Source organism: Novosphingobium sp. FG137 (assembly GCF_057809735.1).
Genome location: NZ_JBMDKN010000001.1, coordinates 46,426 through 70,632 on the forward strand (window position 1 = coordinate 46,426; position 24,207 = coordinate 70,632).

At 66.8% G+C, this 24,207-nt stretch carries 21 protein-coding genes; 15 read left to right on the forward strand and 6 right to left on the reverse strand.

Annotated features, from left to right (window positions below):
- Positions 1-9 precede the first annotated feature (9 nt).
- Complete coding sequence (locus ACODS2_RS00195) at positions 10-1,041, reverse strand: quinone-dependent dihydroorotate dehydrogenase (RefSeq protein WP_488997064.1); 1,032 nt, start codon at positions 1,039-1,041, stop codon at positions 10-12.
- Positions 1,042-1,483: 442 nt separating this feature from the next.
- Between ACODS2_RS00195 and ACODS2_RS00200 the strand changes: the two genes are divergently transcribed.
- From ACODS2_RS00200 to ACODS2_RS00245, 10 genes are read left to right on the forward strand one after another with little or no spacing between them, the layout of a single operon-like run.
- Positions 1,484-1,936: an RrF2 family transcriptional regulator gene (locus tag ACODS2_RS00200; protein WP_488997065.1), complete on the forward strand. Its 453-nt coding sequence runs from the start codon at positions 1,484-1,486 to the stop codon at positions 1,934-1,936.
- Positions 1,933-3,432: a Fe-S cluster assembly protein SufB gene (gene sufB / locus ACODS2_RS00205; protein WP_488997066.1), complete on the forward strand. Its 1,500-nt coding sequence runs from the start codon at positions 1,933-1,935 to the stop codon at positions 3,430-3,432. The genes ACODS2_RS00200 and sufB overlap by 4 nt, the downstream gene beginning before the upstream one ends.
- A complete protein-coding gene (locus ACODS2_RS00210) occupies positions 3,429-4,427 on the forward strand; it encodes a GNAT family N-acetyltransferase (protein ID WP_488997067.1) in 999 nt (332 codons plus the stop codon). Before sufB ends, ACODS2_RS00210 begins: the two co-directional genes overlap by 4 nt.
- Positions 4,427-5,170: a Fe-S cluster assembly ATPase SufC gene (gene sufC, locus ACODS2_RS00215; RefSeq protein ID WP_298172137.1), complete on the forward strand. Its 744-nt coding sequence runs from the start codon at positions 4,427-4,429 to the stop codon at positions 5,168-5,170. Before ACODS2_RS00210 ends, sufC begins: the two co-directional genes overlap by 1 nt.
- Positions 5,167-5,553: a hypothetical protein gene (locus ACODS2_RS00220; RefSeq protein WP_488997068.1), complete on the forward strand. Its 387-nt coding sequence runs from the start codon at positions 5,167-5,169 to the stop codon at positions 5,551-5,553. Before sufC ends, ACODS2_RS00220 begins: the two co-directional genes overlap by 4 nt.
- Complete coding sequence (locus tag ACODS2_RS00225; RefSeq protein ID WP_488997069.1) at positions 5,546-6,295, forward strand: SufD family Fe-S cluster assembly protein; 750 nt, start codon at positions 5,546-5,548, stop codon at positions 6,293-6,295. Before ACODS2_RS00220 ends, ACODS2_RS00225 begins: the two co-directional genes overlap by 8 nt.
- The gene (locus ACODS2_RS00230) at positions 6,292-7,503 is read left to right on the forward strand and encodes a cysteine desulfurase (protein ID WP_488997070.1); all 1,212 of its coding nucleotides are present in this window, start codon (positions 6,292-6,294) and stop codon (positions 7,501-7,503) included. The genes ACODS2_RS00225 and ACODS2_RS00230 overlap by 4 nt, the downstream gene beginning before the upstream one ends.
- The gene (locus ACODS2_RS00235; RefSeq protein ID WP_298172149.1) at positions 7,500-7,967 is read left to right on the forward strand and encodes an SUF system Fe-S cluster assembly protein; all 468 of its coding nucleotides are present in this window, start codon (positions 7,500-7,502) and stop codon (positions 7,965-7,967) included. Before ACODS2_RS00230 ends, ACODS2_RS00235 begins: the two co-directional genes overlap by 4 nt.
- A 23-nt stretch (positions 7,968-7,990) precedes the next feature.
- Positions 7,991-8,362: a HesB/IscA family protein gene (locus tag ACODS2_RS00240; protein ID WP_488997071.1), complete on the forward strand. Its 372-nt coding sequence runs from the start codon at positions 7,991-7,993 to the stop codon at positions 8,360-8,362.
- Between the two features lie 5 nt (positions 8,363-8,367).
- Positions 8,368-9,687 carry an oxygenase MpaB family protein gene (locus ACODS2_RS00245; RefSeq protein ID WP_488997072.1) on the forward strand — a complete coding sequence of 440 codons (1,320 nt, stop codon included), beginning with the start codon at positions 8,368-8,370 and terminating at the stop codon, positions 9,685-9,687.
- 64 nt (positions 9,688-9,751) lie between these two features.
- Here the strand turns inward: ACODS2_RS00245 and ACODS2_RS00250 are convergent, their stop codons facing one another.
- From ACODS2_RS00250 to thrS, 4 genes are all read right to left on the reverse strand, one after another.
- Positions 9,752-10,060: a PilZ domain-containing protein gene (locus tag ACODS2_RS00250; protein ID WP_421836379.1), complete on the reverse strand. Its 309-nt coding sequence runs from the start codon at positions 10,058-10,060 to the stop codon at positions 9,752-9,754.
- 107 nt (positions 10,061-10,167) lie between these two features.
- Positions 10,168-11,118: a hypothetical protein gene (locus ACODS2_RS00255; RefSeq protein ID WP_488997073.1), complete on the reverse strand. Its 951-nt coding sequence runs from the start codon at positions 11,116-11,118 to the stop codon at positions 10,168-10,170.
- Positions 11,119-11,209: 91 nt separating this feature from the next.
- Entirely contained in the window at positions 11,210-11,911 is a 702-nt protein-coding gene (locus ACODS2_RS00260; RefSeq protein WP_488997074.1) for a TSUP family transporter, read from the reverse strand.
- A gap of 41 nt (positions 11,912-11,952) precedes the next feature.
- Positions 11,953-13,947: a threonine--tRNA ligase gene (gene thrS / locus ACODS2_RS00265; RefSeq protein WP_488997075.1), complete on the reverse strand. Its 1,995-nt coding sequence runs from the start codon at positions 13,945-13,947 to the stop codon at positions 11,953-11,955.
- Between the two features lie 188 nt (positions 13,948-14,135).
- On the opposite strand from thrS, the gene ACODS2_RS00270 reads away from it, so the two are divergent.
- The 5 genes from ACODS2_RS00270 to ACODS2_RS00290 all read left to right on the forward strand — a co-directional run bounded on the left by ACODS2_RS00270 (position 14,136) and on the right by ACODS2_RS00290 (position 23,147).
- On the forward strand, positions 14,136-14,867 hold the full coding sequence (locus tag ACODS2_RS00270) for an alpha/beta fold hydrolase (RefSeq protein WP_488997076.1): 732 nt from the start codon (positions 14,136-14,138) through the stop codon (positions 14,865-14,867).
- A gap of 10 nt (positions 14,868-14,877) precedes the next feature.
- A complete protein-coding gene (locus tag ACODS2_RS00275) occupies positions 14,878-15,894 on the forward strand; it encodes a tetratricopeptide repeat protein (protein ID WP_488997077.1) in 1,017 nt (338 codons plus the stop codon).
- A complete protein-coding gene (locus ACODS2_RS00280) occupies positions 15,891-16,919 on the forward strand; it encodes an LLM class flavin-dependent oxidoreductase (protein WP_488997078.1) in 1,029 nt (342 codons plus the stop codon). The genes ACODS2_RS00275 and ACODS2_RS00280 overlap by 4 nt, the downstream gene beginning before the upstream one ends.
- Positions 16,920-17,099: 180 nt before the next feature.
- Positions 17,100-21,818: an NAD-glutamate dehydrogenase gene (locus ACODS2_RS00285; protein ID WP_488997079.1), complete on the forward strand. Its 4,719-nt coding sequence runs from the start codon at positions 17,100-17,102 to the stop codon at positions 21,816-21,818.
- 90 nt (positions 21,819-21,908) lie between these two features.
- Entirely contained in the window at positions 21,909-23,147 is a 1,239-nt protein-coding gene (locus tag ACODS2_RS00290) for an NAD(P)/FAD-dependent oxidoreductase (protein WP_488997080.1), read from the forward strand.
- Here the strand turns inward: ACODS2_RS00290 and queG are convergent.
- A complete protein-coding gene (gene queG, locus ACODS2_RS00295) occupies positions 23,131-24,198 on the reverse strand; it encodes a tRNA epoxyqueuosine(34) reductase QueG (RefSeq protein WP_488997081.1) in 1,068 nt (355 codons plus the stop codon). The genes ACODS2_RS00290 and queG overlap by 17 nt on opposite strands.
- Positions 24,199-24,207 lie beyond the last annotated feature (9 nt).

Consider the following 24,207-nt stretch of genomic DNA (forward strand, 5'->3'; position numbering starts at 1 on the left):
AGTGCAGCGTTATGCACTGCCGACGGCCTCGGCAATGCTGCACATGCCTTCGGCGCTCACGCGCTTGGCGAGGCCGTCGACGATCCGCCGCACGAGGCCCGGTCCTTCATAGACCAGCGCGCTGTAGATCTGGATCAGGCTCGCCCCGGCGCAGATCCGTGCCCAGGCATCGTCCACGCTGGCGATGCCGCCCACACCGATCAGCGGAAGGGTGCCGCCGGTGGCGGAGCGAAAATCGCGCAGCACCTGCAGTGCCAGCGGGCGCAGCGGTTCGCCCGAGAGGCCGCCGGTCTCTACCGCGAGCGGCGAGCGCAGCGAAGGGCGGGTGATCGTCGTATTGCTCACGATCAGTGCGTCGAGCCGTTTGTCGATCGCGATCTTGCAGATGGCATCGATATCGGTGCTGGTGAGATCGGGGGCGAGTTTCAGGAACAGCTTGGTCGGCAGAGCGCCGCGCGCCTCGATCACGGAATCGAGCAGTTCTGCCAGCGCGGCGGGATCCTGCAGCGCGCGCAGGCCCGGCGTATTGGGCGAGCTGATGTTGACAGTGAGGTAGCTGGCAAGCGGCGCCATGATCCGGGTCATTGCTGCATAATCGGCGATGCGGTCTGTCGAATCCTTGTTGGCCCCGATATTGGCACCGACGACCCCGGACCGATTCTGCCGGGCGGCGAGACGTGCCGCCACCACCTGCGCGCCCGCGTTGTTGAAGCCCATGCGGTTGATCACCGCGTTGTCCTCGACAAGGCGGAAGAGGCGTGGCTTGGGGTTGCCCTCTTGCGGGCGCGGGGTGACCGTTCCCGCCTCGACAAAGCCGAAACCCAGGCCGAGCAGCGCGTCCGGCACTTCGCCGTTCTTGTCGAACCCGGCGGCGATGCCCACCGGGTTGGGAAAGACGAGGCCTGCGACTCGCTGGCACAGCAGGGGCTGCGGCGCGGCGCGGCCCGCACGCGGCGCCGCGGAGAGGGCAGCGATCGTGAGGCGATGGGCAGTCTCGGCGGGAATGCGGAACAGCAGGGGGCGGCAAATCGAGTAGAGCATGCTTGGGCGTTTCCCTCCGGCCCGATGACGGGGTGCGGCGTTCTATTGCCGCCCCGCGCGAGCACGCCAAGCTGCAATTACAACCAATTTGTCGGTTAACCGGCTGTTAAGCAATGAATTCGTTCGGCTGTGGCTTGTGTGCCACCGATTTTGTCGAATCCGTACAATTCTTATGTGTTGCAGTGTCCTAATCAAAACGTGCGACCCGAAGGGCTCGGTGCAGAAATGCATTCGAGTTCTCGACTTCATGGCGGCTCGTGCCCTGGCACGGCCGCCTTTTTTTCGTCTGTCGCCCTCATCCCGCTGGACCTGAACGGCCACCCGCACACCTGACATTTTCGGGCATGGCGCACGGCTTGCGCTGGGGCCGTCCATCGCCTAGATAACCGGAGCATATCAGTCCGATTTCAGATCGGATCGAATTTTACCGGGAACAGCCGCAATGCGACTTTCAAGCATGGCCGACTATGCCGTGGTGACGATGACCGCCGCAGCGCGTCATTGCGGGCGCCATGGCGTAGGCGAAGCGCGGGTTTCGGCGCAGCAGCTGGCCGACGAGACCGGGCTGCCGGTGCCGACGGTACAGAAGCTGGTGAGCAAGCTTGCCGCGGCCGGACTGCTCAAATCGTCGCGCGGGCTGGGTGGCGGGCTCAAGCTGGCGCGGCCGGCGGCGGCGATTTCGCTGGCCGATATTGTCGAGGCGGTCGAAGGGCCGATCGCGTTGGCGCCGTGCAGCGTGCATGGCCGCCATGATTGCACGCTGGAAGCCGATTGCACCGTGCGCCCGCACTGGCCGCAGGTCGATGCCGCGCTGCGCGGGGCACTCGCGGGCGTGCCGCTGACGCAACTGACGCGCCCGGTGCCAAAAGTGGCTCAGGCAGGAGCACCGGCATGAGCGAGGATACGGGTATCGAGATGGGCGTTGAAGTGCGTGATCAGGCTGCGCGTGATGCAGCGGCGCGCGTTGCCGATTACGAGCATGGCTGGTCATCGGACATCGAGCAGGAGTACGGCCCCAAGGGTCTTTCCGAAGACACGGTGCGCTATATCTCGGCCAAGAAGGACGAGCCGGAGTGGATGCTGGAGTGGCGGCTCAAGGCCTATCGCCACTGGCTGACGATGCCGACGCCGGAATGGGCCAAGCTCAATATCCCGCCGATTGATTACCAGGCAGCCTATTACTGGGCAGCACCCAAGGCCAAGCCCAAGCTCGGCAGCCTTGACGAGGTCGATCCCGAGATCCTGCGCATCTACGAAAAGCTCGGCATTCCGCTTGAAGAGCAGAAGGTGCTCGCGGGTGTCGAGGGCGCGCGCAAGGTGGCGGTCGATGCGGTGTTCGACAGTGTTTCGGTGGCGACGACCTTCCGCAAGGAACTGGAAGCGGCGGGCGTGATCTTCCGCTCGATCAGCGAGGCGATCCGCGAATATCCGGAGCACGTGCGCAAGTGGCTGGGCCGGGTCGTGCCGATGCAGGACAACTTCTTTGCGGCGCTTAACTGCGCGGTCTTTTCGGATGGCACCTTCGTCTACATCCCGGAAGGCGTGCGCTGCCCGATGGAGCTCTCCACTTATTTCCGCATCAATGCGGAAAACACCGGCCAGTTCGAGCGCACGCTGATCGTGGCCGACAAGGGGTCCTATGTCTCGTACCTCGAAGGCTGCACCGCCCCGCAGCGCGACGAGAATCAGCTGCACGCCGCGGTGGTCGAACTCGTCGCGCTCGACGATGCCGAGATCAAGTATTCCACCGTGCAGAACTGGTATCCCGGCGATGCGGACGGCAAGGGCGGCATCTACAACTTCGTGACCAAGCGCGCGCTGTGCCAGGGCGCGCGGAGCAAGGTTAGCTGGACACAGGTCGAAACCGGATCTGCGGTGACGTGGAAGTACCCCAGCTGCGTGCTCAACGGCGAAGGCTCGGTCGGTGAGTTCTATTCGGTGGCGGTGACCAACAACCACCAGCAGGCCGATACCGGCACCAAGATGATCCACAACGGCAAGAACACCCGCTCGACCATCGTGTCGAAGGGGATCAGCGCCGGCAAATCGAACAACACCTATCGCGGCCTCGTCCGCGTCGCCCCGCAGGCCGAGGGCGTGCGCAACTTCACCCAGTGCGATTCGCTGCTGCTGGGCGCTGAGTGCGGCGCGCATACGGTGCCCTATATCGAGGTGCGCAATCCGAGTGCGACGATCGAACACGAAGCGACCACGAGCAAGATTTCCGATGACCAGCTGTTCTATGCGATGCAGCGCGGCCTCGCGCAGGAAGATGCCATCGCGCTGATCGTGAACGGTTTTGCGCGCGAAGTGCTGCAACAGCTGCCGATGGAATTCGCGGTAGAAGCGCAGAAATTGCTGGGAATCTCGCTTGAGGGGTCGGTCGGGTGAGCGATGCGATGACCCTTACCGTGCGCCCCGTGGCAGCCGATGATGCCGCCGAACTCGCCGAGCTGCTCAACGCGGTGATCGCGGCGGGCGGGACGACCGCGCTGCAGGAACCCTTCACGCCCGAGGCGCTGGATGCGGCCTATCTGACCGGGCCGAACGTCCACTGCTGCTTCGTGGCGGAGGACGAGGACGGCACCTTGCTCGGCTTCCAGACGTTGGGGCGTTATCCGGGTCTGCCCGAGGATGTTGGCGATATCGGCACTTTCGCGCGGCTCGGCGGGACGCAGCGCGGGATCGGTTCGGCGCTGTTCGCCGCGACCACTCGGCGCGCCACGGAACTCGGCCTCAGCGCGATCAACGCGACGATCCGCGGCGACAATACTGGCGGCCTCGCGTTCTACACCAAACAGGGCTTCGTCGATCACGGCGCGACGCCGGGCGTGCCGCTTCAGGACGGGACGCCGGTGGACCGCGTGCACAAGCGGTTCGTGCTGGCAGCAGAAGCCCCGGCCAAGCGCAAGCTTTCGGTGCGTTTCGGCGGGGACGATGCGCCGACCCTGCAGAAGAAGGGGCGCGGCTGGGCGATTTCGGAATCGCGGCTCGATGTCTTGCACGAGCGTGCACGGGAGATGCGCCGCAACCCCGGCCCGGCGCAGGAAGCGCTGGCCGATGCGCTCACCCGCGTCGAGACTGGCGGCTACAGCTTCAAGCAGCAGGCGGTGATCGGCTCTGCAATCGTCGATTTCGCCTGCAAGCAACTGATGCTGGTGGTCGAGATCGACGGCGATGCCGATGCTGCCTTCACCGCCGCGCGCGACAAGAGCCTGACCGAAGTGGGCTACCGGGTGGTGCGCATTGCCGCTGCCGATGTGCTCGCCGATCCTGATGCCGCCGCGCAGCGCATTTCCGATGCGATGCGCAGCCTCCACACTGAACGCCGCGCCAGGCGATCTGCCCCCAGGCGCGCCGCGCCGCGCTCACCCCGGAACTACTGATGCTCAAGATTGACAACCTTTCCGCCACCGTTGCCGAAAAGCCGATCCTCAAGGGGCTTTCGCTCACGATCAACGCGGGAGAAATCCATGCCATCATGGGCCCCAACGGCGCGGGCAAATCGACGCTGGGCTACACGCTGGGCGGTAGGCCCGGTTATGCAGTGACCGGCGGTTCGGTGGAGTTTGACGGGCAGGACCTGCTCGCGCTTGAGCCGCATGAGCGTGCGGCGGCGGGGCTGTTCCTCGGCTTCCAGTATCCGGTCGAGATCCCCGGCGTGTCCAACCTGCAGTTCCTGCGCGAGGCGCTCAATGCCCAGCGCAAGGTGCATGGGCTTGAGCCGCTTTCGGGCGCGGCCTTCATCAAGCTCGCCAAGGAGCAGGCGGGCCTGCTGCGGTTTGACATGGACATGCTCAAGCGCCCAGTGAACGTCGGCTTCTCAGGCGGCGAAAAGAAGCGCGCCGAGATGGTGCAGATGGGCATCCTCGCGCCCAAGCTGGCGATCCTGGACGAGACCGATAGCGGCCTCGACATCGACGCGCTGCGCATCTGCGGCGAGGGCATCAACGCGATCATGAGGAAGCCCGACAAGGCCGTGCTGCTGATCACGCATTACCAGCGCCTGCTCGATTACGTGAAGCCGGACTTCGTCCACGTGCTCGCGGGCGGGCGGATCGTGAAGTCGGGCGGGGCGGAACTGGCGTTGGAACTCGAAGAGCACGGCTATGAGGCGGTGGCGGCATGAGCCTGCTGCTTGCCCTTGCAGCGGCGGCGCAGGCGGCGGAGCCTGCTGCGCCCGCTGCCCCGGCCCCTGCGATGCCAGCGGCGTTTCTCGGCGAGTGGGCGCCTTCCGGGGCGCTGTGCGGCGACAAGTATGCGCGCCGCATCGTGACGGCCTCGATGAACACCGAGGGCGACTATTGGGGCGTGGTCAAGGCGGTCGAGACGCTGGGCGAACGGCATGTCCTGGTGCGCGAAGGCGATGATGATTTCGGCGTTTCGCTGACGGCGGACTATGTGCTGAGCCCCGATGGCCGGATGCTGGTGCTCCACGTGCTGGAGCGCAGCGGTGCCAAGGTTTCGGAAAGCCCCATCCCGATGGTGCGCTGCGAGACGTCCAATGGCTAGTCTGGCGCTCCCCACCCGCCCCCTGCCCACGAAGAGGGATGAAGCCTACCGCTACGCCGATCTGGCCGCGCTGGCACCGCTCTGGCCGGTGGCTGTGCAGGAAATCCGCGTCGCCGCCGGGCAGAGCGAGGCGCTGGCAATCTCCGCGCGCTCCGACAGCGCCGAGGCACGCGAACTTCTGATCACGCTGGAAGATGGCGCCAGTTTCGACCTGCGCGTGCTGAACGCTGGCCATGCCTATGGCCGCATCGCCGTCACTGCCGTGCTGGGCAAGGGCGCGTCGTTCCACTTCGGCGCAGCGCAACTGGGCGGCGGGGCGCAGACCTTGGAGATCGTCACCGAGGTGCGGCATCTGCAGCCCGATGCGGTGAGCCGGCAGGTCGTGCGTTCGGTGCTCGGCGGGCAGGCAACCGGCACCTATCTCGGCAAGGTCCATGTCGCGCGCGGGGCGATCGGCACCGATGGCGAGCAATCAATTCGCGCGATGCTGCTGGAGCGCACGGCGACGGCCAATGCGCGGCCCGAACTTGAAATTTACGCTGACGACGTGAAGTGCGCGCATGGCTGCGCGGTGGGCGAGCTCGATCCGCAAGGCCTGTTCTACCTGCAATCGCGCGGGCTGCCGCCAGCCGAGGCCAAGAAGCTGATGCTGCACGCCTTTATTGCCGAAGCCTTCGTCGGTGCGCCCGATGCCGAGGCGTTGACCGAAGCCGCGCTGGCCGGGCTGGAGAACTTGCTGTGAGCACCGATACCCTTGTCCGCACTGACGCATGGCCCGGCCTGCTGAACGGGGAGGGCAAGCGCTGGCACTACCTTGATACCGCCGCCACCGCGCAGAAGCCGCAAGTCGTGATCGACGCCATGAGCCGCGCGATGGGCGCGGATTATGCGACGGTGCACCGGGGGGTCTATACCCGCTCCGCCGAGATGACGCTGGCCTACGAAGCCGCGCGGCGCACCGTGGCGGCGCTAATCGGCGGTCGCGAGGAAGAGCTGGTCTTCACGCGCGGGGCGACCGAGGCGATCAATCTCGTGGCACAGTCGTGGGGTGTGGCCAACCTCAAGCCGGGCGACCGCGTGCTGCTCTCGCAGCTTGAGCACCATTCGAATATCGTGCCGTGGCAGCTGATCCGCGAACGGACGGGCCTTGAAATCGACGTCTGCCCGCTGACCGAGGACGGTCAGATCGATCTCGATGCGGCGGAGCGGATGCTGACCTCGGCGCACAAGCTGGTGGCCTTCGCGCATGTTTCGAACGTGCTCGGCTCGGTGCTCGATGCGCCGCGCGCGGTGCGGCTGGCGCATGCCGTCGGCGCAAAGATCCTGCTCGATGGCTGCCAGTCGGCGGCGCGGTTGCCGGTCGATGTCGCGGCACTGGGCTGCGATTTCTACGTGTTCTCCGCGCACAAGCTCTATGGGCCGACCGGGATCGGCGCGCTCTGGGCGAAGGCGGATATCCTCTCGGCGATGCCGCCTTGGCAGGGCGGCGGCTCGATGATCGACCGCGTGACCTTTGCGCAGACGACCTGGGCGCCCGCACCGCAGCGCTTCGAGGCGGGCACGCCCGCGATTGTCGAGGCGATTGCCTTTGGCGCGGCGGTGGATTTCCTGACCGGCACGGGGCTGGACGTGATCCACGTGCACGAGGCGCGGCTGGTTGCGCTGGCGCACACCGAACTGGGCCGCCTCAACGCGGTGCGCCTGTTCGGACCCGCTGACAGCGCCGGGATCGTCAGCTTCGCGCTCGAAGGCGTGCACCCGCACGATCTCGGCACGATTCTCGACGAGGAGAACGTGGCGATCCGCGCAGGGCATCACTGCGCGCAGCCGCTGATGGAGCACTTGGGCGTGCCGGCAACGGCGCGCGCGAGTTTCGGGATTTACAGTGACGAAAGCGATGTCGCGGCGCTGGTGCGCGGCATCGAGCGGACCCTAAGGATATTCGGATGAACCGGATCGAGATCGAGGAAGTCGAAGGCGTAGAACCGCCGCGCCGTGCGCGGGTGGAGGAGGCTGTTGAGACCCCCGCAGAGAAGCTTGAGCGCAAGCGCGACTATCTGGAAGGCTTCCTTTCGGAAAAGCCCGCAGATGCAGCGCCGGGCGAGCCAGGCGGCGATATCTACGAGGGCGTAGTGGCCGCGCTGCGCGAGATCTTCGACCCCGAGATTCCGGTCAACATCTATGACCTCGGCCTGATCTACGGGGTCGATGTCAGCCCCGAAGGCTCGGTCGTGGTGTCGATGACGCTCACCACGCCGAATTGCCCGGTGGCCGAATCGATGCCCGCAGAAGTCGAGCTGCGCGTGGAGGCGGTGCCCGGCGTGCGCGACGCCGAGGTCAATCTGGTGTGGGAACCGGCCTGGGACCCGCAGAAGATGAGCGATGACGCCAAGCTTGAACTTGGTATGCTCTGAACAAGCCCCATATAGGTGAAGCCATGACCACCGAAGCCCCCGCCCGCCCCAAAGTCCGCCAGCGCCCCGCTGCAGTGATCCTCACGCCCTCGGCCGAGGCGCGGATCGCCAAGCTGATGGCGAGCGCGCCGGAAGGGGCGATCGGCGTGAAGCTTTCCACCCCGCGCCGGGGCTGCTCGGGGCTGGCCTATTCGGTGGACTATGTCGAAGCGGCCAATCCGATGGACGAGCGGATCGAGACGCCGGGCGGCACCTTCTTCATCGACGGCGGATCGGTCCTCTATCTGATCGGCAGCACGATGGAATGGCAGGAGGATGATTTCACCGCCGGTTTCGTGTTCGAGAACCCCAATGCCAAGGGATCCTGCGGCTGCGGGGAAAGCTTCACGGTCTGACCGGAGTGGCCACACCCATCGCCGAACTGCGCGCACGGATCGCCGCGCAGCGCACTGACAATCCGGCGATGTATGGTGCGGTCGATTTTGCGATCCATCCCGAGCGGCTGCTGCTCGATGGGAACATCGCAGGTAGCGAACTGCGCACCTATCCCAAGGTTGCAGCCAAGCTGCTCGAAGATCGCGCGCTGATGGAGCGCATAGGCGCCTACACGATGATGGGCGATGCGCTGGCCGATCCCTATGCCGCGCTGATGCCGGAGTATGGCTTCAAGCGGCTCGTCGATATGCTGGTCGAGGCCTGCGACAAAGGCCTTGAAAAAGTTGATGGCGCACCGTCGGAACTGGTCACGTTCATTCGCTCGATGGAAGCGACGCCCGCGTGGGTGAACATGCCGATGGTCGAGGAAGGCGCGCGGCTGCAGCGCGTAACCTTTGCCAATGTCGCGCCCTGGGCGATCCGCGGGGCTTTCATCGCCACCTTCATGAACAAGTATGCCGCGCTTCCCATGGCGCTGACCGGCACGCTTTCCAACAAGACCGCCGCACGCCGGATCAAGGAAACCGCGACGTTCTTCGGCACTTCGGTGCTGCCGGGCGCGCTCGCCCGCTTCGGCCCCGGCTTCAAGGCGGCGGCGATGGTGCGGCTGATGCATTCGATGGTGCGCTTCAACGTGCTGTCGAACGGCAAATGGGATCAGACGGTCTACGGCATTCCGATCCCGCAAGTGGATCAGATGCCGGCGGGGCTGATCTCGGACTTCCTCATTTCGTCCAAGGTGCTCAAGGAAGGTCGCAGCGACTTCACGCCAGAAGAGCGCGCGCAGATCGAGCTTTCGCGTTACCGCTGTTTCCTGCTGGGCTTGCCGGCGGACCTGTTGGCCGAGACGCCGCAAGGGATCGTCGATGCGTGGAACGCCCGCGCGCTTTCGCTGCGCGCCGGGTTTGATGAGGCAACCTGCGGCGGCCTGCTGCGCGCGACGATGGAAGCCGATCTGATCGACACGACAACCCCGCAAGGGCAGATGCGCGCGCGGCTCGAACGCTCGTTCGCCAAGGTCTATTTCATGCAGAACTTCTGCGACGGCAGCGAGAAGGCGGCAGCGCGCTTCGGGGTGAAGATCCGCGCCATCGACAGGATGCGCGCGGCGGCGGTCGGCGTTGGCCTCATGGGGCAGATGCGGCTCTATGGCGTCGCCGCGAAAACCCCGGTCGTGCGGCACCTGGCGGACCAGCGACTGGTCGGCAAAGTGCGCGGCTACCTCGGCAGCCTCGGGCATGCCGAATTCACCACCGATGCGACGAAGTACAAGCCTGCAGCGTGATCGGCTGTTTCAGGGTGGCCGAATCAAAGCGGCCCGGCGCCGCCTTGCGCGTCAAACCAGCAAGCTATAGCCGCCGCAGGCGGATCGGCACGGGCTCTGCCAGCAGTGCGTCGACTTGCCGCGAGCCCAGCGGGCGTGCGAACTCAACGCCGAGCCGCGCGCGGTCCGACCAGCGAATGATCGCGCGGGTGACGACGCCGCCGAAATCGATCTCGACGAACTGGCCGCTCGCGCCATCGGCAAGATCGTTGCTTTCGATCTGGCAACCATAGCGCGAGATATCGAAGATCCGCTGCACGCGCCCCGGGGCGCTATCGCCCCCGCGCTGACGCTGCACGCGGCGATTGTCCACCGCGACGTCTTGCGACAGCATTCTGGCCGGAATGTGCATAGAGATCCCCTTGCGATGGGGCCCTTATGCAGGAGCGCGGGTAAACGCTTCCTGTTGTAGCAATGGCTAATTTCACGTGAAGGGCGGCTTCACCCCTCGGCCAGAAACGCCAGCAGAGCCGCTTCCAGCGGGTCGGTCCGGCCGTCTGCGCCGATCCTGCCATCCAGCCAGGATTGCTCAGGCGAAGTGAGCGCTGCCTCTGCCCCCGCCTCGCCGGCAAAGTCGCGCGCGGGTGCGTTCGCAAGCAGGTCCTGCGCCGCCGAGCGCAGATCCTTCGCGCCGACCCGGCTCATGCGGCTGAAGAACGATCCGAAACTGCTCGACCTCTCGTTCATGAAGCCTTCGAGTTCGGCAGCGCGGTCGCGGGTGATCGCGCGGCCGCCGGTCCAGCCCTGCAGGTAATTGCCTACGCCCTGCACGAAAAGGCGCTGCCATTCGGGCGCATTGTCTGCGCCGAGCGTGGCATCCTTGATGCGGAACAGCATTTCGGCCTCGCGCTGGCTCACCGCCGCAGGGCGATCGCCGCCGCTGGCGAAGATCACGCGGCGCAGCAGCTTGCATTCGGCCTGCGTGATGGAGCCGGCGTCGAGCGCCCCGCCCCCGAGTATACTGGCATCGCGCGTCGGCCCTTCGCCGGTGAGCACGGCGCGCTCGATCTGGGCGAGCGCATAGTCCTTGAGGTGGTCCGGCGTGCCGAGCGCCTTTTCGAGGACGCGGACGAGGAGTTCGAGTTCGGCTGCCGAATCGAGGCGGCCATCATGATCGAGCCGGGCGATGAGCCAGTCGGCGGTCGCATCGGCGACATAGCCGCGCGGCTCGGTGCCATTGAGCGCGTATTCGCCCACCGCTTCGACAAGGAAGTCGACCCATTCAGGGCTCTTGGCGGAAACCACATCGTTGATCGCGAGAATGGCCTCGGCCTCGGTCTGGTCGATCCGGCCATCGGGCCACGCGGCGCGGCGCAGCGCCAGCACTTCATCGGCGGTGATCACGCCATCGGCAGCCGCCTGGCGAGCAAGCTCGGGGAAATTGATCGTCATCGGCAGTCCGTCCGCTAGTCTGGTGGCGCAGACCTATGGACCGGAGAGGGTTTATTTGGCGTTACCCATGGCGCTCCGCGCGCCAGGCAGATCAGCCTAGTAAGCGGAGGACGGCCATGAGCGCGGATGCCGCCAGCAGGAAACCGACAAAGGTGCGCCAGACGGGATCGCTGACTTTGCCGAAGGCGAGCGAACCGAGGTGATTGCCGGCCAGCACCGGAGCGAACAGCAGGAGCGCGAAGAGTGCATCGCGCCACGAGGCGAGTCCCAGCGCGAGGGCGGCCGTGGTGCTGGCAGCGGAGGTCAGCAAGAACACGGTGAGCATCGAGGCGCGCGCCACCTCGCGCGGGATCGGGCGGCGGAGATAGTAGGGCACCACGGGCGGGCCGGGCATGCCGGCGAATCCGGTGAGAAGGCCCGCCGCCGCGCCGGTCAGCCTGGTTTCGAGGTTGCCGGGGGCGTGGCCGGGCTTTGCGGGCAGCAGGACCATCACGAAAGCGCCGATGGCCACGACCGCAATCAGGACGCGGGCGACTGCAGGCGGCGTCGCGAACAGCGCAAGCAGGCCCAGCGGGGTCATCAGCATGGCGAGGCCGCCGATCATGCCGGCGCTCTTCTCGCCCACGTTCCACACCTTGCGCGCGCCGACGAGGCCGATCAGCAGGCCGAGCATGTTGGAGACGACCACCGCCTCTCCCGGGCGGATGACAAGCGCGATCAGCGGAACCAGCAGGATCGCCATGCCGAAGCCCGCAAGGCCGCGCACAAAGGCCGCGACGAACGCCGCCAGCACGCAGAGCGCCAGCGAAAGCAGCGGCAGGTCGAGCAGTGCGATCAGTTGCGCAGGTCCGGCGGGGTCGCTTCGGCCCGTAGCATTGCGATGGCTTCGGCCAGCGGCATCACCTTCTGGTGCTGTTCACCCAGCGTGCGGATGGCGACAGTGCCTTCCTCCGCCTCGCGCTTGCCGACCACCAGCAGGTAGGGGACCTTCTGCAAGGAGTGCTCGCGCACCTTGTAGTTGATCTTCTCGTTGCGCAGATCGGATTCCACGCGGATGCCGGCGGCGCGCAGCTGCTCTGTGGCGGCGAGCGCATAGTCGTCCGCGTCGGAGACGATGGTGGCGACCACGGCCTGCACCGGGGCAAGCCATGCAGGCAGACGGCCGGCGAAGTGTTCGATCAGGATGCCGATGAAGCGTTCATACGAACCGAAGATCGCGCGGTGGAGCATGACCGGGCGGTGCTTTTCGCCGTCTTCGCCGACATAGGCGGCATCGAGCCGATCCGGCAGCACGCGGTCGGACTGGATCGTGCCGACCTGCCAGGTGCGGCCGATCGCGTCGGTCAGGTGCCATTCGAGCTTCGGCGCATAGAACGCGCCTTCGCCGGGGAGTTCTTCCCAGCCGTATTCCGGCGTGGCGAGACCTGCTTCGACCACTGCATTGCGCAGCTCGGTCTCGGCCATGTCCCACATCTCTTCGGTGCCGAAGCGCTTTTCCGGGCGTAGCGCGAGCTTGATCGAATAGGTGAAGCCGAAGTCCTTGTAGATCCGGTCCGCCAGTTCGCAGAATGCACGCACTTCGGAGACGATCTGGTCCTCGCGGCAGAAGATATGCGCGTCATCCTGCGTGAACTGGCGCACGCGCATCAAGCCGTGGAGCGCGCCGTGCGGTTCGTTGCGGTGGCAGCAGCCGTTCTCGTAGAGGCGCAGGGGCAGCTCGCGGTAGGACTTGAGGCCCTGCCGGAAGATGAGCACGTGCGCCGGGCAGTTCATCGGCTTGAGCGCCATCCAGTCGGCCTCGCCGCTGATCACCGGGCCTTCATCCTCGGTGTTCGGCACTTCGTCGGGGATGACGAACATGTTCTCGCGGTACTTGCCCCAGTGGCCGGACTGCTCCCACTGGCGCGCGTCCATCACCTGCGGGGTCTTGACCTCGCGGTAGCCGGCGCCGTCGATGGCGCGGCGCATATAGGCCTCCAGCTCGCGCCAGATGCGGTAGCCCTTGGGGTGCCAGAACACGCTGCCGTGCGCTTCCTGCTGGAGATGGAACAAGTCCATCTCCGCACCCAGCTTGCGGTGATCGCGCTTGGCGGCTTCTTCCAGCCGCATGAGGTGCGCATCGAGCTGCTTCTTGTTGAGCCAGCCGGTCCCGTAGACGCGGCTGAGCATCGCATTGGCCTGATCGCCGCGCCAGTACGCACCCGAGACCCGCGTGAGCTTGAAGGCCTGCGGATCGAGCTTGCCGGTGGAGGCAAGGTGCGGCCCGCGGCACATGTCGAGCCAGTCATCGCCCGACCAGTAGACCGTCAGTTCCTCTTCCTTGGGAAGTTCGGCGGCCCATTCGGCCTTGAAGCTCTCGCCCTGCTGCAGCCAGCGGCTGATCAGCTGCTCGCGGCTCCACACTTCGCGGCGGAGCGGTTTGTCCGCTGCGATGATCTTGCGCATCGCTTCCTCGATCGCCGGAAGGTCGTCCTCGGTGAAGGCGCGGTCCTTTGGTGCGAAGTCGTAGTAGAAGCCGTCGTCGGTGCTTGGACCGAAGGTGATCTGCGTGCCGGGAAACAGCGCCTGCACGGCTTCGGCCAGCACGTGCGCATAATCATGGCGCACGAGTTCGAGCGCATCGGCTTCATCGCGCGTGGTCACGAGTGCGAGCGCGGCGTCGCCTTCGAAGGGGCGGGTGATGTCGAACAGTTCACCGTTCACGCGCGCGCCGATGGCGGCCTTGGCAAGGCCCGGGCCGATCGCGGCGGCAATGTCTGCCGGAGTGGTGCCCGGCGCGACTTCACGCACGGAACCATCGGGCAGGGTGATCTTGAACATTTCGGACATGGACGCTCTCGCTGATAATCAGGGGCGCTTTGGCAGAAACCGGCCTTCGCCGGAAGGGGGCAGAAACCGGCCTTCGCCGGAAGGGGGCAGAAACCAGCCTTCGCCGGAAGGGGCCAGAAACCGGCGCGCTTTCGGCAATAGTGATTGTGACTGTTTGACCTCTCGGCTGGCGCTGGCACAAGGGCGGCATGATCCAGCACTTCACGCTGCCTTCGGGCGAACGCATGGCCTATCGTTTCGCGCCCGGTACAGGCCCCGTCATCGTGTTCCTGCCCGGCTACATGTCCGATATGAGCGGGGGCAAGGCGCAGGCGGTGATCGCCTATGCCGAGGCCAAGGGGCGAGCCTGCCTGCTGCTCGACTATACCGGCCTCGGCCAAAGCGAGGGCGCATTTGCGGAGAAGTCGCTGCCGCTGTGGCGCGACGAGGTGATCGCGCTGCTGGACGCGCTGGCCATCGAAAGCATGATCCTCGTCGGGTCCAGCATGGGCGGCTGGCTGATGTTGCTGCTGGCCGAGGCGCTTGGAAACCGCGTCGCAGCGCTTGTCGGCCTCGCCCCCGCGCCCGATTTTTCCGAATGGGGCTTCGAGGCAGCGCAGAAGGCCGTGTTTGCGCGCGGCGAGACGGTTTATGAGGACAATCCCTATGGCCCGGAGCCGACGCCCACTTATGCGAAGTTCTGGGCGGCGGGGCAGGAATGCCTGCTGCTGGCGCGCAGTATCGCATTCGATGGGCCGGTGCGGCTGATCCACGGGCAGGCGGACCGCGATGTGCCGTGGGACATTTCGATCAGGCTCGCCGCTGCGCTGCGTTCAGCCGATGTGCAGGTCCATCTGATCAAGGACGGGGACCACCGCCTTTCGCGCCGGTCGGATATTGCCGTGCTGCTTGGCCAGCTGGACACGCTGGGCGAGGCCTGAAGGACCGTTGATGCTCATCCTGCTTTCTGCCCTGCTTGCTGCCGAACCCCTGCTGCCAGTGCAGGCGGCGCCGGACGTCTGGCATCAGATCGGCCCCAACCCGCGACAGTACGAACCCTCACCGCTGCCGATCCCGCGCCGCAAGCGCGTGACCGAAGTGCCGCCGCCGGTCCCCGGTGAAACGCCCCCCGCGACCCAGACCGGCATTCCCGCCGCGCCAGTGCAGGCATCCGCGCCGAGGCTGACGCGCTACACGCTTTGCCTTGCGGCGGGTGACAAGGATCTGACCTCCGGCATCGCTGCCGCGCGCGCGTGGCTTGCCGAAGCGAGCAAGGCTGCCACGCCCGACACGGCACACGGCGCTGCCGCGCAGTGCCTCGGCCAGTTGCTGCTGCAACAGGGCGATTCCGCCGGTGCCGAAGCGGCCTTCATCGAAAGCGCCGGGCAGGTGCCCGCCACTGATCCCGCCGCAGCCGCTGCGCTGCAGACCATGGCGGGCAACGCGGCGCTGGCAGGAGGCCGTGCCGAAACCGCGCTCTCCTGGTATGACAAGGCGCTCTTGCCCTTGCCCGCCAGCGCCCCCAGCGCGGAGGACAATGCGGTTCGCGGCGCCGTGCAGATCGGCCGTGCGCGTGCGCTCGTCGCACTGAGCCGCCTGCCGGAGGCCAGCGGCGCGCTGCAGGAAGCGCACCGGTTGGCGCCCAATGATCCCGAAGGCTGGCTGCTTTCCGCCACTCTGGCGCGGCGCGGCAAGGATCTGGAGCGGGCGCAGCGCGATATCGAGGTGGCCGCGAGCCTTGCCGCGCACGGCGATCCGCTGGGAGCGCCGATCGGGCTTGAGGCGGGCGTGATCGCCATGCTCGATGGCCGCGAGGATGCCGCGCGCAAGTCATGGCAATCGGTCGTCGCGCTCGCGCCGGACAGCGCCGAGGCAGCGACCGCAAAGGGTTATCTTGACCAGATCGGGCCAGCACCTACATCGAGTCCTGCAGCATCCCCTGCCGCTCCCCCGGAGACCTCGCGATGAGCCCCCCTCAAGGCAATCTGGCGAACCTCAAGCTGTCCGTCCTCGATCTCGTCCCGGTGCGCGAAGGCGGCACCGTGGGCGAAGCGCTGGCCGAAGCCGCTGCGCTCGCCCGCACGGCTGAGGACCTCGGTTACAACCGCTTCTGGGTGGCCGAGCACCACGGCATGGAAGGCATCGCCGGGGCGGCTGTCTCGGTCGTGCTCGCCCATGTCGGCAACGCGACAAGCCGTATCCGGCTGGGCGCGGGTGGGATCATGCTGCCCAACCACAACCCGCTGGTGATTGCCGAGCAGTTCGGTGCGCTAGATGCCCTGTTTCCGGGGCGGATAGACCTCGGGCTCGGCCGCGCGCCGGGGGCCGACCAGCGCATCCTGCGCGCGCTGCACAAGGATATCCACCAGGCGGCAGAGAGCTTCCCGAACGACGTGGTCGAGATACAGCTCCACTTCGCCGGTGATCCGCGCCTGCCGCTTCAGGCAACCCCGGGCCTCGGTGCCAATCCGGAAATGTGGATCCTCGGCTCCAGCCTGTTCGGCGCGCAGCTCGCTGCGATGCTGGGGCTACCCTATGCTTTCGCCTCGCACTTCGCGCCTGATTATCTCGATGCGGCGCTCAAGCTGTACCGCGAACGGTTCGAGCCTTCGGCGCGGCTGGCCGAGCCCTACGTGATGGCCGCAATCAACGTGATTGCAGCAGATACCGACGAGGAGGCCGTGCTGCTGGCTTCGTCGATGGACCAGTCCTTCGTGCGGCTGCGCACCGGATCGCCGGGCAAGCTGCCACCGCCGGTGCCGGGCTACCGCGAAAGCCTGCATCCCGCTTCGCTCGCGATGCTCGATCACATGCGGCAGGTCAGCGCCATTGGCAGCGTGAAGACGGTGCGCGAGCGGCTTGCGGCGTTTCAGGCGCGGACCGGGGCGGACGAGTTGATTGTCTCGGGCTCCACCTTTGATCCGGCGCTGCGCCACCGCAGTCTGGCGTTGACGATGCAAGCGTTGAACGCCGAAGTCGCGGTCGCCGCATAATAGCCGAAGATGCCTAATTCTTATCCGTTCTCCCGCTTGCCACTGCGTTGATGCCGGAGTAGGCTGCGCATGATTAGTTCATGAGTGTGACATAAAATTACGCACTCATAACGACAAGATGGCGCGCTTCCGCAGGGCTTCGTTCAGGCGGGGTGACAGCGCCGGGATGCAGGAGCGACCATGGCTACGAAGACCGCCGATTCCGGCGCTGATGCGATTCTGTCGCAGGCGCTCGCTTCCCGTTTTGCAGCGTCGCTGCTGCCCGCAGAGGCGGCCGAGTTCGAGGCGGAGCGGCTCGCGGGCGCAGCGCGCTTCACGCTGAGCGCTGCTGCCAAGCGCACCGGAGCGGAACCTGCAATCGCCATCGAAAGCATCGGCGGGCAGGCGGGCGCGGCTGGCGGCGCGCGGTATCTGCGCATCGCGGTGATCAACGATGACATGCCGTTCCTCGTCGATTCGATCGCGGCCACGATCTCGGCGCAAGGCCTCGCCATAGATCGTCTGGTGCATCCCGTGGTTGCCGTGCGGCGCGATCCCGATGGCAAACTGCTTGGCCTGCCCGAAGGCGAGGCGCATGGCGAACGCCGCGAATCGATGGTCTATCTCGAGACCGAGCGCGTCGATGCACGCGAACGCCGCGAACTGCTCGCCGCGCTGCAAGCCACGCTGGCCGATGTTCACGCTGCCGTCGCCGATTGGCCGCGCATGCAGGCGGCGATGCAGGAAGATGCGCGCACCCAGCCCGATCAGGAGGGCGCCGCGCTGCTGCGCTGGCTGGCGGACGGGATGCTCACCCAGCTCGGCCATGTCGTTCAGCACCGTGATGGGACGCATGGTGAGCGGCTCGGCATCTGCCGCGCCAGCGATGCGCCGCTGCTGGCCAAGGCGAGCTACGACCGCGCCTTTGCGTGGTTCGACCGGTTGGGCGAGCGCGGGACCGAAGTTCCGCGCGCCCCGCTGATCGTCAAGGCCAACCGCATCGCGCGGGTGCACCGCCGCGTGCCGCTCGATCTGTTCATCGTGCCGGTGCTCGAAGGCGGCAAGGTCGTTGCGCTTTCGGTCCATGCGGGCGTCTGGACCAGTGCCGCGCTGGCCGCCACGCCCGACCGTATTCCGCGCATGCGCAGCCAGCTCGATGCGCTGATGGTGAAGTTCGGCTTTGCCCCCAATGGCCATGCCGGCAAGGCGCTGGCGCACGCGCTCACCGCGCTGCCGCACGATATTCTGATCAGCTTCGACGAAACCGATCTCGAACGCGTCGCAACGACGATGATGACGCTGATCGATCGGCCGCGCCCCCGCCTTGCGCTCGTTGCCGCGCCGCTCGCGCGCCACTTGTTCGCCTTTGTCTGGCTGCCACGCGATGTGCAGTCGACCGAGCTGCGCCACCGCGTGCAGGCCATGCTGGAAGCCTCGACCGACGCGCCGATCCTCGATTGGAGCCTTTCGGTCGAGGGTAGCACGCTCGCGCTGATGCGCTTCGTGATCGATATCCGTGACGGTGCCGCGCTACCCGATGAAGCCGCGCTCGATATGGCGCTGCAGACGATGGTGCGCGGCTGGGGCGCTGCGGTGGAAGCCGAGCTTGCCAAGGGCGAGGACCCGGCCCGCGCCGCGGCGATTGCCGCGCGCTATGCCGAGGCATTCCCGATCGGCTATCGCAGCGCCTATGGCCCGGCCGAAGCGGCAGGCGACATCCGCGTCCTGCGCGCCCTCACCCAAACCGGCGCGCCGCGCCGCGCGGTGCGGCTCCACCGCCTGCCGGGCGAGGAAGGCCTGCGCCTCAAGCTCTACCAGCGCGAGGGCGCGATCGTGCTTTCGGACGCTGTGCCGGTGCTCGAAAACTTCGGCTTCCGCGTGCTCGAGGAAGTGCCGACCGCGCTCGACAAGGGGCGGCTGGGCTTCATCCATGATTTCCTTGTGGCGCTGCCTGAGGGGATCGAATGCGAAGCGGTGCTTGCGCGCGGTGAGGCGATCGAGGAATCGCTTGCCGCCGTGCTCAACGGCGGGGCGGAGGATGACCTCTTCAACCGCCTGATCGTGACTGCCGGGCTCACCGCGCGCGGGGCGAACTGGATGCGCGCCTGGTATCGCTACTTGCGCCAGGCCGGGATGACCTTCTCCATCGCCACCGCGGTCGATGCGCTGCGCAGCGCGCCCACGGTGACGCGCGGGCTGATCGGCCTGTTCCTCGCGCGCCATGATCCGGCCTTCGCGGAAGACCGCGCCGAGGCCGAGGCCGGTTTTGCCGAGCAGATCCGCACCGGGCTCGCCGGAGTCGCCGCGATCAACGACGACCGCCTGCTGCGCCAGTTCCGCGCGCTGGCCGAGGCGATCCTGCGCACCAATGCGTTTAGCCCGGCAGCGAACGAGGCGCTAGCGTTCAAGATCGATTCGGCGCTCGTTCCGGGCCTGCCCCGGCCGGTGCCGTGGCGGGAAATCTTCGTCTACAGCCCCCGCGTCGAGGGCATTCACTTGCGCGCCGGGCCGGTGGCACGCGGCGGTCTGCGCTGGTCCGACCGGCGCGATGATTTCCGCACCGAAGTGCTCGGCCTGATGAAGGCGCAGCGCGTGAAGAACGCGGTCATCGTGCCGACGGGCGCGAAGGGCGGGTTCTATCCCAAGCAGCTGCCCGATCCGGTCCGCGCGCGCGAAGCCTGGCTGGCCGAGGGGCGCGCGAGCTATGAAGTGTTCATCCGCACGCTGCTGTCCGTCACCGACAATATCGTCGATGGCAAAGTGGTCCACCCGGCGGGCGTGATCATCCGCGACGGGGAGGACCCCTATTTCGTCGTGGCGGCGGACAAGGGCACCGCGACGTTCTCCGACATCGCCAATGCGATTGCCGAGTCCAAGGGCTTCTGGCTCGACGATGCCTTCGCGAGCGGCGGCTCCAAGGGCTATGACCACAAGGCCATGGGCATCACTGCCCGCGGCGCGTGGCTTTCGGTCCAGCGGCACTTCCGTGAGCTGGGCGTCGATGTGCAGACCCAGCCGATCACGGTGGCGGGCTGCGGCGATATGTCGGGCGACGTGTTCGGCAACGGCATGCTGCTGTCCAAGGCGCTCAAGGTGGTGGCGGCCTTCGATCACCGGCACATTTTCCTCGATCCCGCGCCCGATCCGGCGGCGAGCTGGGCCGAACGGTCGCGCATGTTCGCGCTGCCGCGTTCAAGCTGGGACGATTACGACAAGTCGCTGATCTCGCAGGGCGGCGGGGTTTTCCCGCGCACGATGAAGCAGATACCGCTGACGGACGAGATCCGCGCCCTGCTTGGGCTTGAGGTAGCGGAGCTCGATCCCGAAGCGCTGATCACCGCGATCCTCAAGGCACCGGTCGATCTGCTGTGGTTCGGCGGCATCGGCACTTATGTGAAGTCGTCCGCCGAGAACAACGTCGCGGTGGGTGATCCGGCCAACGATGCCTTGCGCATCAACGGCGCGGAGGTTCGGGCGCGGGTGATCGGCGAGGGCGCCAATCTCGGCACCACGCAGGCAGGCCGTATCGAATATTCGCTGGTCGGCGCGACCGGCCGGGGCGGGCGTATCAACACCGACTTCATCGACAATTCGGCGGGTGTCGATTGCTCGGACAACGAGGTCAACATCAAGATCGCGCTCGCTTCGGCCAAGCGCGCCGGGCGGCTGGATGAGCCGGGCCGTGTCGCGCTGCTCACGGCGATGACCGATGACGTTGCGCACCTTGTGCTGGAGGACAACCGCCTGCAGGCCCTCGCGCTCTCCATCGCAGAGCGCGGCGGGCCGGGTGCGGCCCCGGCTTATGCGCGGCTGGTCGATGTGCTGGAGGAAGGCGGCGACCTTGATCGCAAGACCGAGGGCCTTGCCAGCAGCGAAGACATGTTGCGCCGCGCGGCGGGCGGGCACGGGTTCACCCGGCCTGAACTTGCGGTGCTGCTTTCCAGCTCCAAGTTGGTGCTGCAGCGCGCGCTGGAGGACAGCCCGGTCGTCGATGATCCGGTGCTGGAGGCCGACCTCTTCGCCGCCTTCCCGCCGCAGATGCGGGAAACCTTCGCCGAGGATATCCGCGCCCACCGCCTGCGCCGCGAACTGATCGCGACTAAGCTCGCCAACAGGATCGTCAATGATCTTGGCCCCGTCCATCCCTTCGAACTGGTCGAGGAAGAGGGTTGCAGCCTGGCGCAAGTCGCGGCGGCCTTCGTGGCGGCGGCGAAGCTGCTCGATCTCAAGGGGATCTGGGCCCTGCTCGATGGGCCGGACGGCGACGTGATGCCCGAACAGGTGCGCCTGTCGCTCTATGCCCGCGTGGCCGAAGTGCTGCGCGGCCATATCGCCGATGTCCTGCGCGCCGGGCGCGGATCGCTCGAGCCGGGCAAGCTGATCGATCAGCTGTCCCCGGGCGTTTCGCAGCTCGCCGCGTCCACCGGCGAGCTGCTGCAGGGCGAGGCCAAGGTGCAAGCGCGGCGGCTGCTGGCCGAACTCACCGACCTCGGCGTTCCGCTTCACGTGGCGCAGCGCATCGCGCATCTTGTCGATATGGACGGGGCGATCGGCCTCGCACACCTCGCCGCCGCGCGCGCGATCGATCCGGCGGCGCTGACGGCGGCGTTCTCGGCGCTCGGCGCAGCGCTCGGGCTTGACTGGGCGCAGCAGGCGGCCAGCCGGATGAGCCCCTCCGATCCGTGGGAGCGCCTGCTCGTCGCAGGCCTCGCGCGCGATTTCCAGCAGATGCGGCTCGATTTCCTCGCCCGCGCCGCCGGGCAGGATCCGGGCGCAGCAGTGGCGCAGTGGCTGGAGGCGCACGCCGCCCCGGTAAACAATTTCCGCGCACTGACCGGCCGGGCGCAGGCGACGACGGGCGTTGCTCCGGCGATGCTGGCGCAGCTTGCAAGCCAGGCACGAACCTTGCTGGCGCGGTGATGTGCTGGGCCGGGGCGGACAATCTGCTTTCGGCTAGTTGACCTGCCGCGACTTTTCGCCAAATCCGCGCTCACGAAAAGGAGTGCGGGCATGAGCGAGACGGATCTGACGGCCGATGTGGTGATTGTCGGCGCGGGCCATGGCGGGGCGCAGGCGGGAATCGCGCTGCGGCAGAACGGGTTTGCCGGCACGATCCTCGTCGTCGGGCGCGAGCCGGAGCTGCCCTACGAGCGGCCGCCGCTCTCCAAGGAATACCTCGCGCGCGAAAAGACCTTTGATCGGATCATGATCCGGCCCGAAGCGTTCTGGGCGGACAAGGCGGTCACCATGCTGCTCGGCACCGAAGTGACCGCGCTCGATCCCGCCGCGCATGTGGCGACGCTGAGCGATGGGCGCACGCTCGCTTATGGCCACATGATCTGGGCGGCGGGCGGCGATCCGCGCAAGCTGACGTGCGAGGGGCACGACCTCGCCGGCGTTCATGCCGTGCGCACGCGCGAGGATGTCGACCGCCTGATGGGCGAACTCGATGCCGGAGCGAAGCGCGCAGTCGTGATCGGCGGCGGTTACATCGGCCTTGAAGCGGCGGCGGTGCTGACCAAGCTCGATTGCAACGTTACCCTGCTCGAAGCCCTGCCGCGCGTGCTGGCGCGCGTGGCGGGTGAGGCGCTCTCGTCGTTCTATGAGGCTGATCACCGCGCCCATGGCGTCGATCTGCGCACGGGCGTCATGGTCGATTGCCTGGTGGGTGAGGGCGGCAAGGTCACCGGTGTGAAGCTGGCGGACGGCACTGTGTTGCCCGCCGATCTGGTGATCGTGGGCATCGGCATCATCCCTTGCGTCGAGCCGCTGCGCGCGGCGGGCGCGGAAGGCGCCAATGGCGTGACGGTCGATGGCCAGTGCCGCACCTCGCTGCCCGATGTCTATGCAATCGGCGATTGCGCAGCGCATGCCAACGCCTTTGCCGATGGCGCGGTGATCCGCCTCGAATCGGTGCAGAACGCCAATGACATGGCAACCGTCGCGGCCAAGACGATCTGCGGTGTGGAAGCGGCCTATCACGCGGTGCCGTGGTTCTGGTCGAACCAGTATGACCTGAAGCTCCAGACCGTCGGCCTTTCGACCGGGCATGACGCCGTCGTCACGCGCGGCGATCCGGCCACGCGCAGCTTCTCGGTGATCTACCTCAAGGCGGGCAAGGTCGTCGCGCTCGATTGCGTGAACATGATCAAGGACTATGTGCAGGGCCGCAAGCTGGTGGAAAACGGCGCGGTGATCGCGCCCGAGAAGCTGGCGGACGCGGGCACCCCGCTCAAGGAACTGGCATAACCTCGACCAGCCGGTCGAGCGCCCAGCTGGCGGCATCGGCCACGGCGGGATCGGGATCGGCCAGCAGACGCTGCACCGGGGCCATCAGCGCGGCGTCGCCGCTGTTTCCGGCGGCATAGAGGCAGTTCCTCACGAACCTGTCGCGCCCGATGCGCTTGATCGGAGAACCGGCAAAGAGCGCGCGGAAGGCGGCATCGTTCAGCGCCAGCAATTCCGCGAGGCGCGGCGCTGCGAGTTCGGCGCGGGGCAGGAACGCGCGGTTGGTCGCCGCCGTGCTGGCAAAGCTGTTCCACGGGCAGACCGCTAGGCAATCGTCGCAGCCATAGATGCGGTTGCCTATCGCCGCACGGAATTCGGCAGGGATCGGCCCCTTGTGCTCGATCGTGAGGTAGGAAATGCAGCGCCGCGCATCGAGCCGGTAGGGCGCGGGGAAAGCATCCGTCGGGCAGGCGCGTTGGCAGGCGGTGCAACTGCCGCAGCGGTCGGCATGCGGCGCGTCAGGCTCCAGCACCAGCGTCGTGTAGATCGCGCCGAGGAACAGCCAGGAGCCGTGGCTGCGGCTGACGAGATTGGTGTGCTTGCCCTGCCAGCCGATCCCCGCCGCTTCGCCCAGCGGTTTTTCCATGACGGGCGCAGTGTCGACGAATACCTTGACCTCGCTGCCGGGCACTTCGGCCACGATCCACCGCGCAAGCGCCTTCAGCGCGCGCTTCACCACATCGTGATAGTCTGCCCCTTGCGCATAGACCGAGATGCGCGCGCGGTCTTTCGCGTCCGCCAGCGTCATGGGATCGGCGGCGGGGGCATAGCTCATGCCCAGCGCGATCACGCTGCGCGCGGCAGGCCAGAGCGATTGCGGACCGCGCCGATGCTCCAGGCGGGTCTCCATCCACTCCATCGAGCCGTGGTTGCCTTCTGCCAGCCACTCCTCCAGCCGTGCCGCCCGCACCGGATCATCGCTGGCAGGCGCAATCCCGCAGGCGGCGAAGCCAAGCCCGGCAGCTTCCTCCTTGATGCGTTCCGTCAGCATGGTTTCCGCGCTGTTAACCATGTTTGCTGC

Excerpts from the sequence above, each read along its gene's own strand:
- sufC (WP_298172137.1), top strand. The coding sequence starts at position 4,427 with ATGCTCAAGATTGACAACCTTTCCGCCACCGTTGCCGAAAAGCCGATC.
- ACODS2_RS00225 (WP_488997069.1), top strand. The coding sequence starts at position 5,546 with ATGGCTAGTCTGGCGCTCCCCACCCGCCCCCTGCCCACGAAGAGGGAT.
- queG (WP_488997081.1), bottom strand. The coding sequence starts at position 24,198 with ATGGTTAACAGCGCGGAAACCATGCTGACGGAACGCATCAAGGAGGAA.
- ACODS2_RS00270 (WP_488997076.1), top strand. The coding sequence starts at position 14,136 with ATGATCCAGCACTTCACGCTGCCTTCGGGCGAACGCATGGCCTATCGT.
- ACODS2_RS00275 (WP_488997077.1), top strand. The coding sequence starts at position 14,878 with ATGCTCATCCTGCTTTCTGCCCTGCTTGCTGCCGAACCCCTGCTGCCA.
- ACODS2_RS00240 (WP_488997071.1), top strand. The coding sequence starts at position 7,991 with ATGACCACCGAAGCCCCCGCCCGCCCCAAAGTCCGCCAGCGCCCCGCT.
- ACODS2_RS00250 (WP_421836379.1), bottom strand. The coding sequence starts at position 10,060 with ATGCTGTCGCAAGACGTCGCGGTGGACAATCGCCGCGTGCAGCGTCAG.
- ACODS2_RS00200 (WP_488997065.1), top strand. The coding sequence starts at position 1,484 with ATGCGACTTTCAAGCATGGCCGACTATGCCGTGGTGACGATGACCGCC.
- ACODS2_RS00220 (WP_488997068.1), top strand. The coding sequence starts at position 5,167 with ATGAGCCTGCTGCTTGCCCTTGCAGCGGCGGCGCAGGCGGCGGAGCCT.
- ACODS2_RS00195 (WP_488997064.1), bottom strand. The coding sequence starts at position 1,041 with ATGCTCTACTCGATTTGCCGCCCCCTGCTGTTCCGCATTCCCGCCGAG.
- ACODS2_RS00255 (WP_488997073.1), bottom strand. The coding sequence starts at position 11,118 with ATGACGATCAATTTCCCCGAGCTTGCTCGCCAGGCGGCTGCCGATGGC.
- ACODS2_RS00280 (WP_488997078.1), top strand. The coding sequence starts at position 15,891 with ATGAGCCCCCCTCAAGGCAATCTGGCGAACCTCAAGCTGTCCGTCCTC.
- ACODS2_RS00285 (WP_488997079.1), top strand. The coding sequence starts at position 17,100 with ATGGCTACGAAGACCGCCGATTCCGGCGCTGATGCGATTCTGTCGCAG.
- ACODS2_RS00235 (WP_298172149.1), top strand. The coding sequence starts at position 7,500 with ATGAACCGGATCGAGATCGAGGAAGTCGAAGGCGTAGAACCGCCGCGC.
- thrS (WP_488997075.1), bottom strand. The coding sequence starts at position 13,947 with ATGTCCGAAATGTTCAAGATCACCCTGCCCGATGGTTCCGTGCGTGAA.
- sufB (WP_488997066.1), top strand. The coding sequence starts at position 1,933 with ATGAGCGAGGATACGGGTATCGAGATGGGCGTTGAAGTGCGTGATCAG.
- ACODS2_RS00290 (WP_488997080.1), top strand. The coding sequence starts at position 21,909 with ATGAGCGAGACGGATCTGACGGCCGATGTGGTGATTGTCGGCGCGGGC.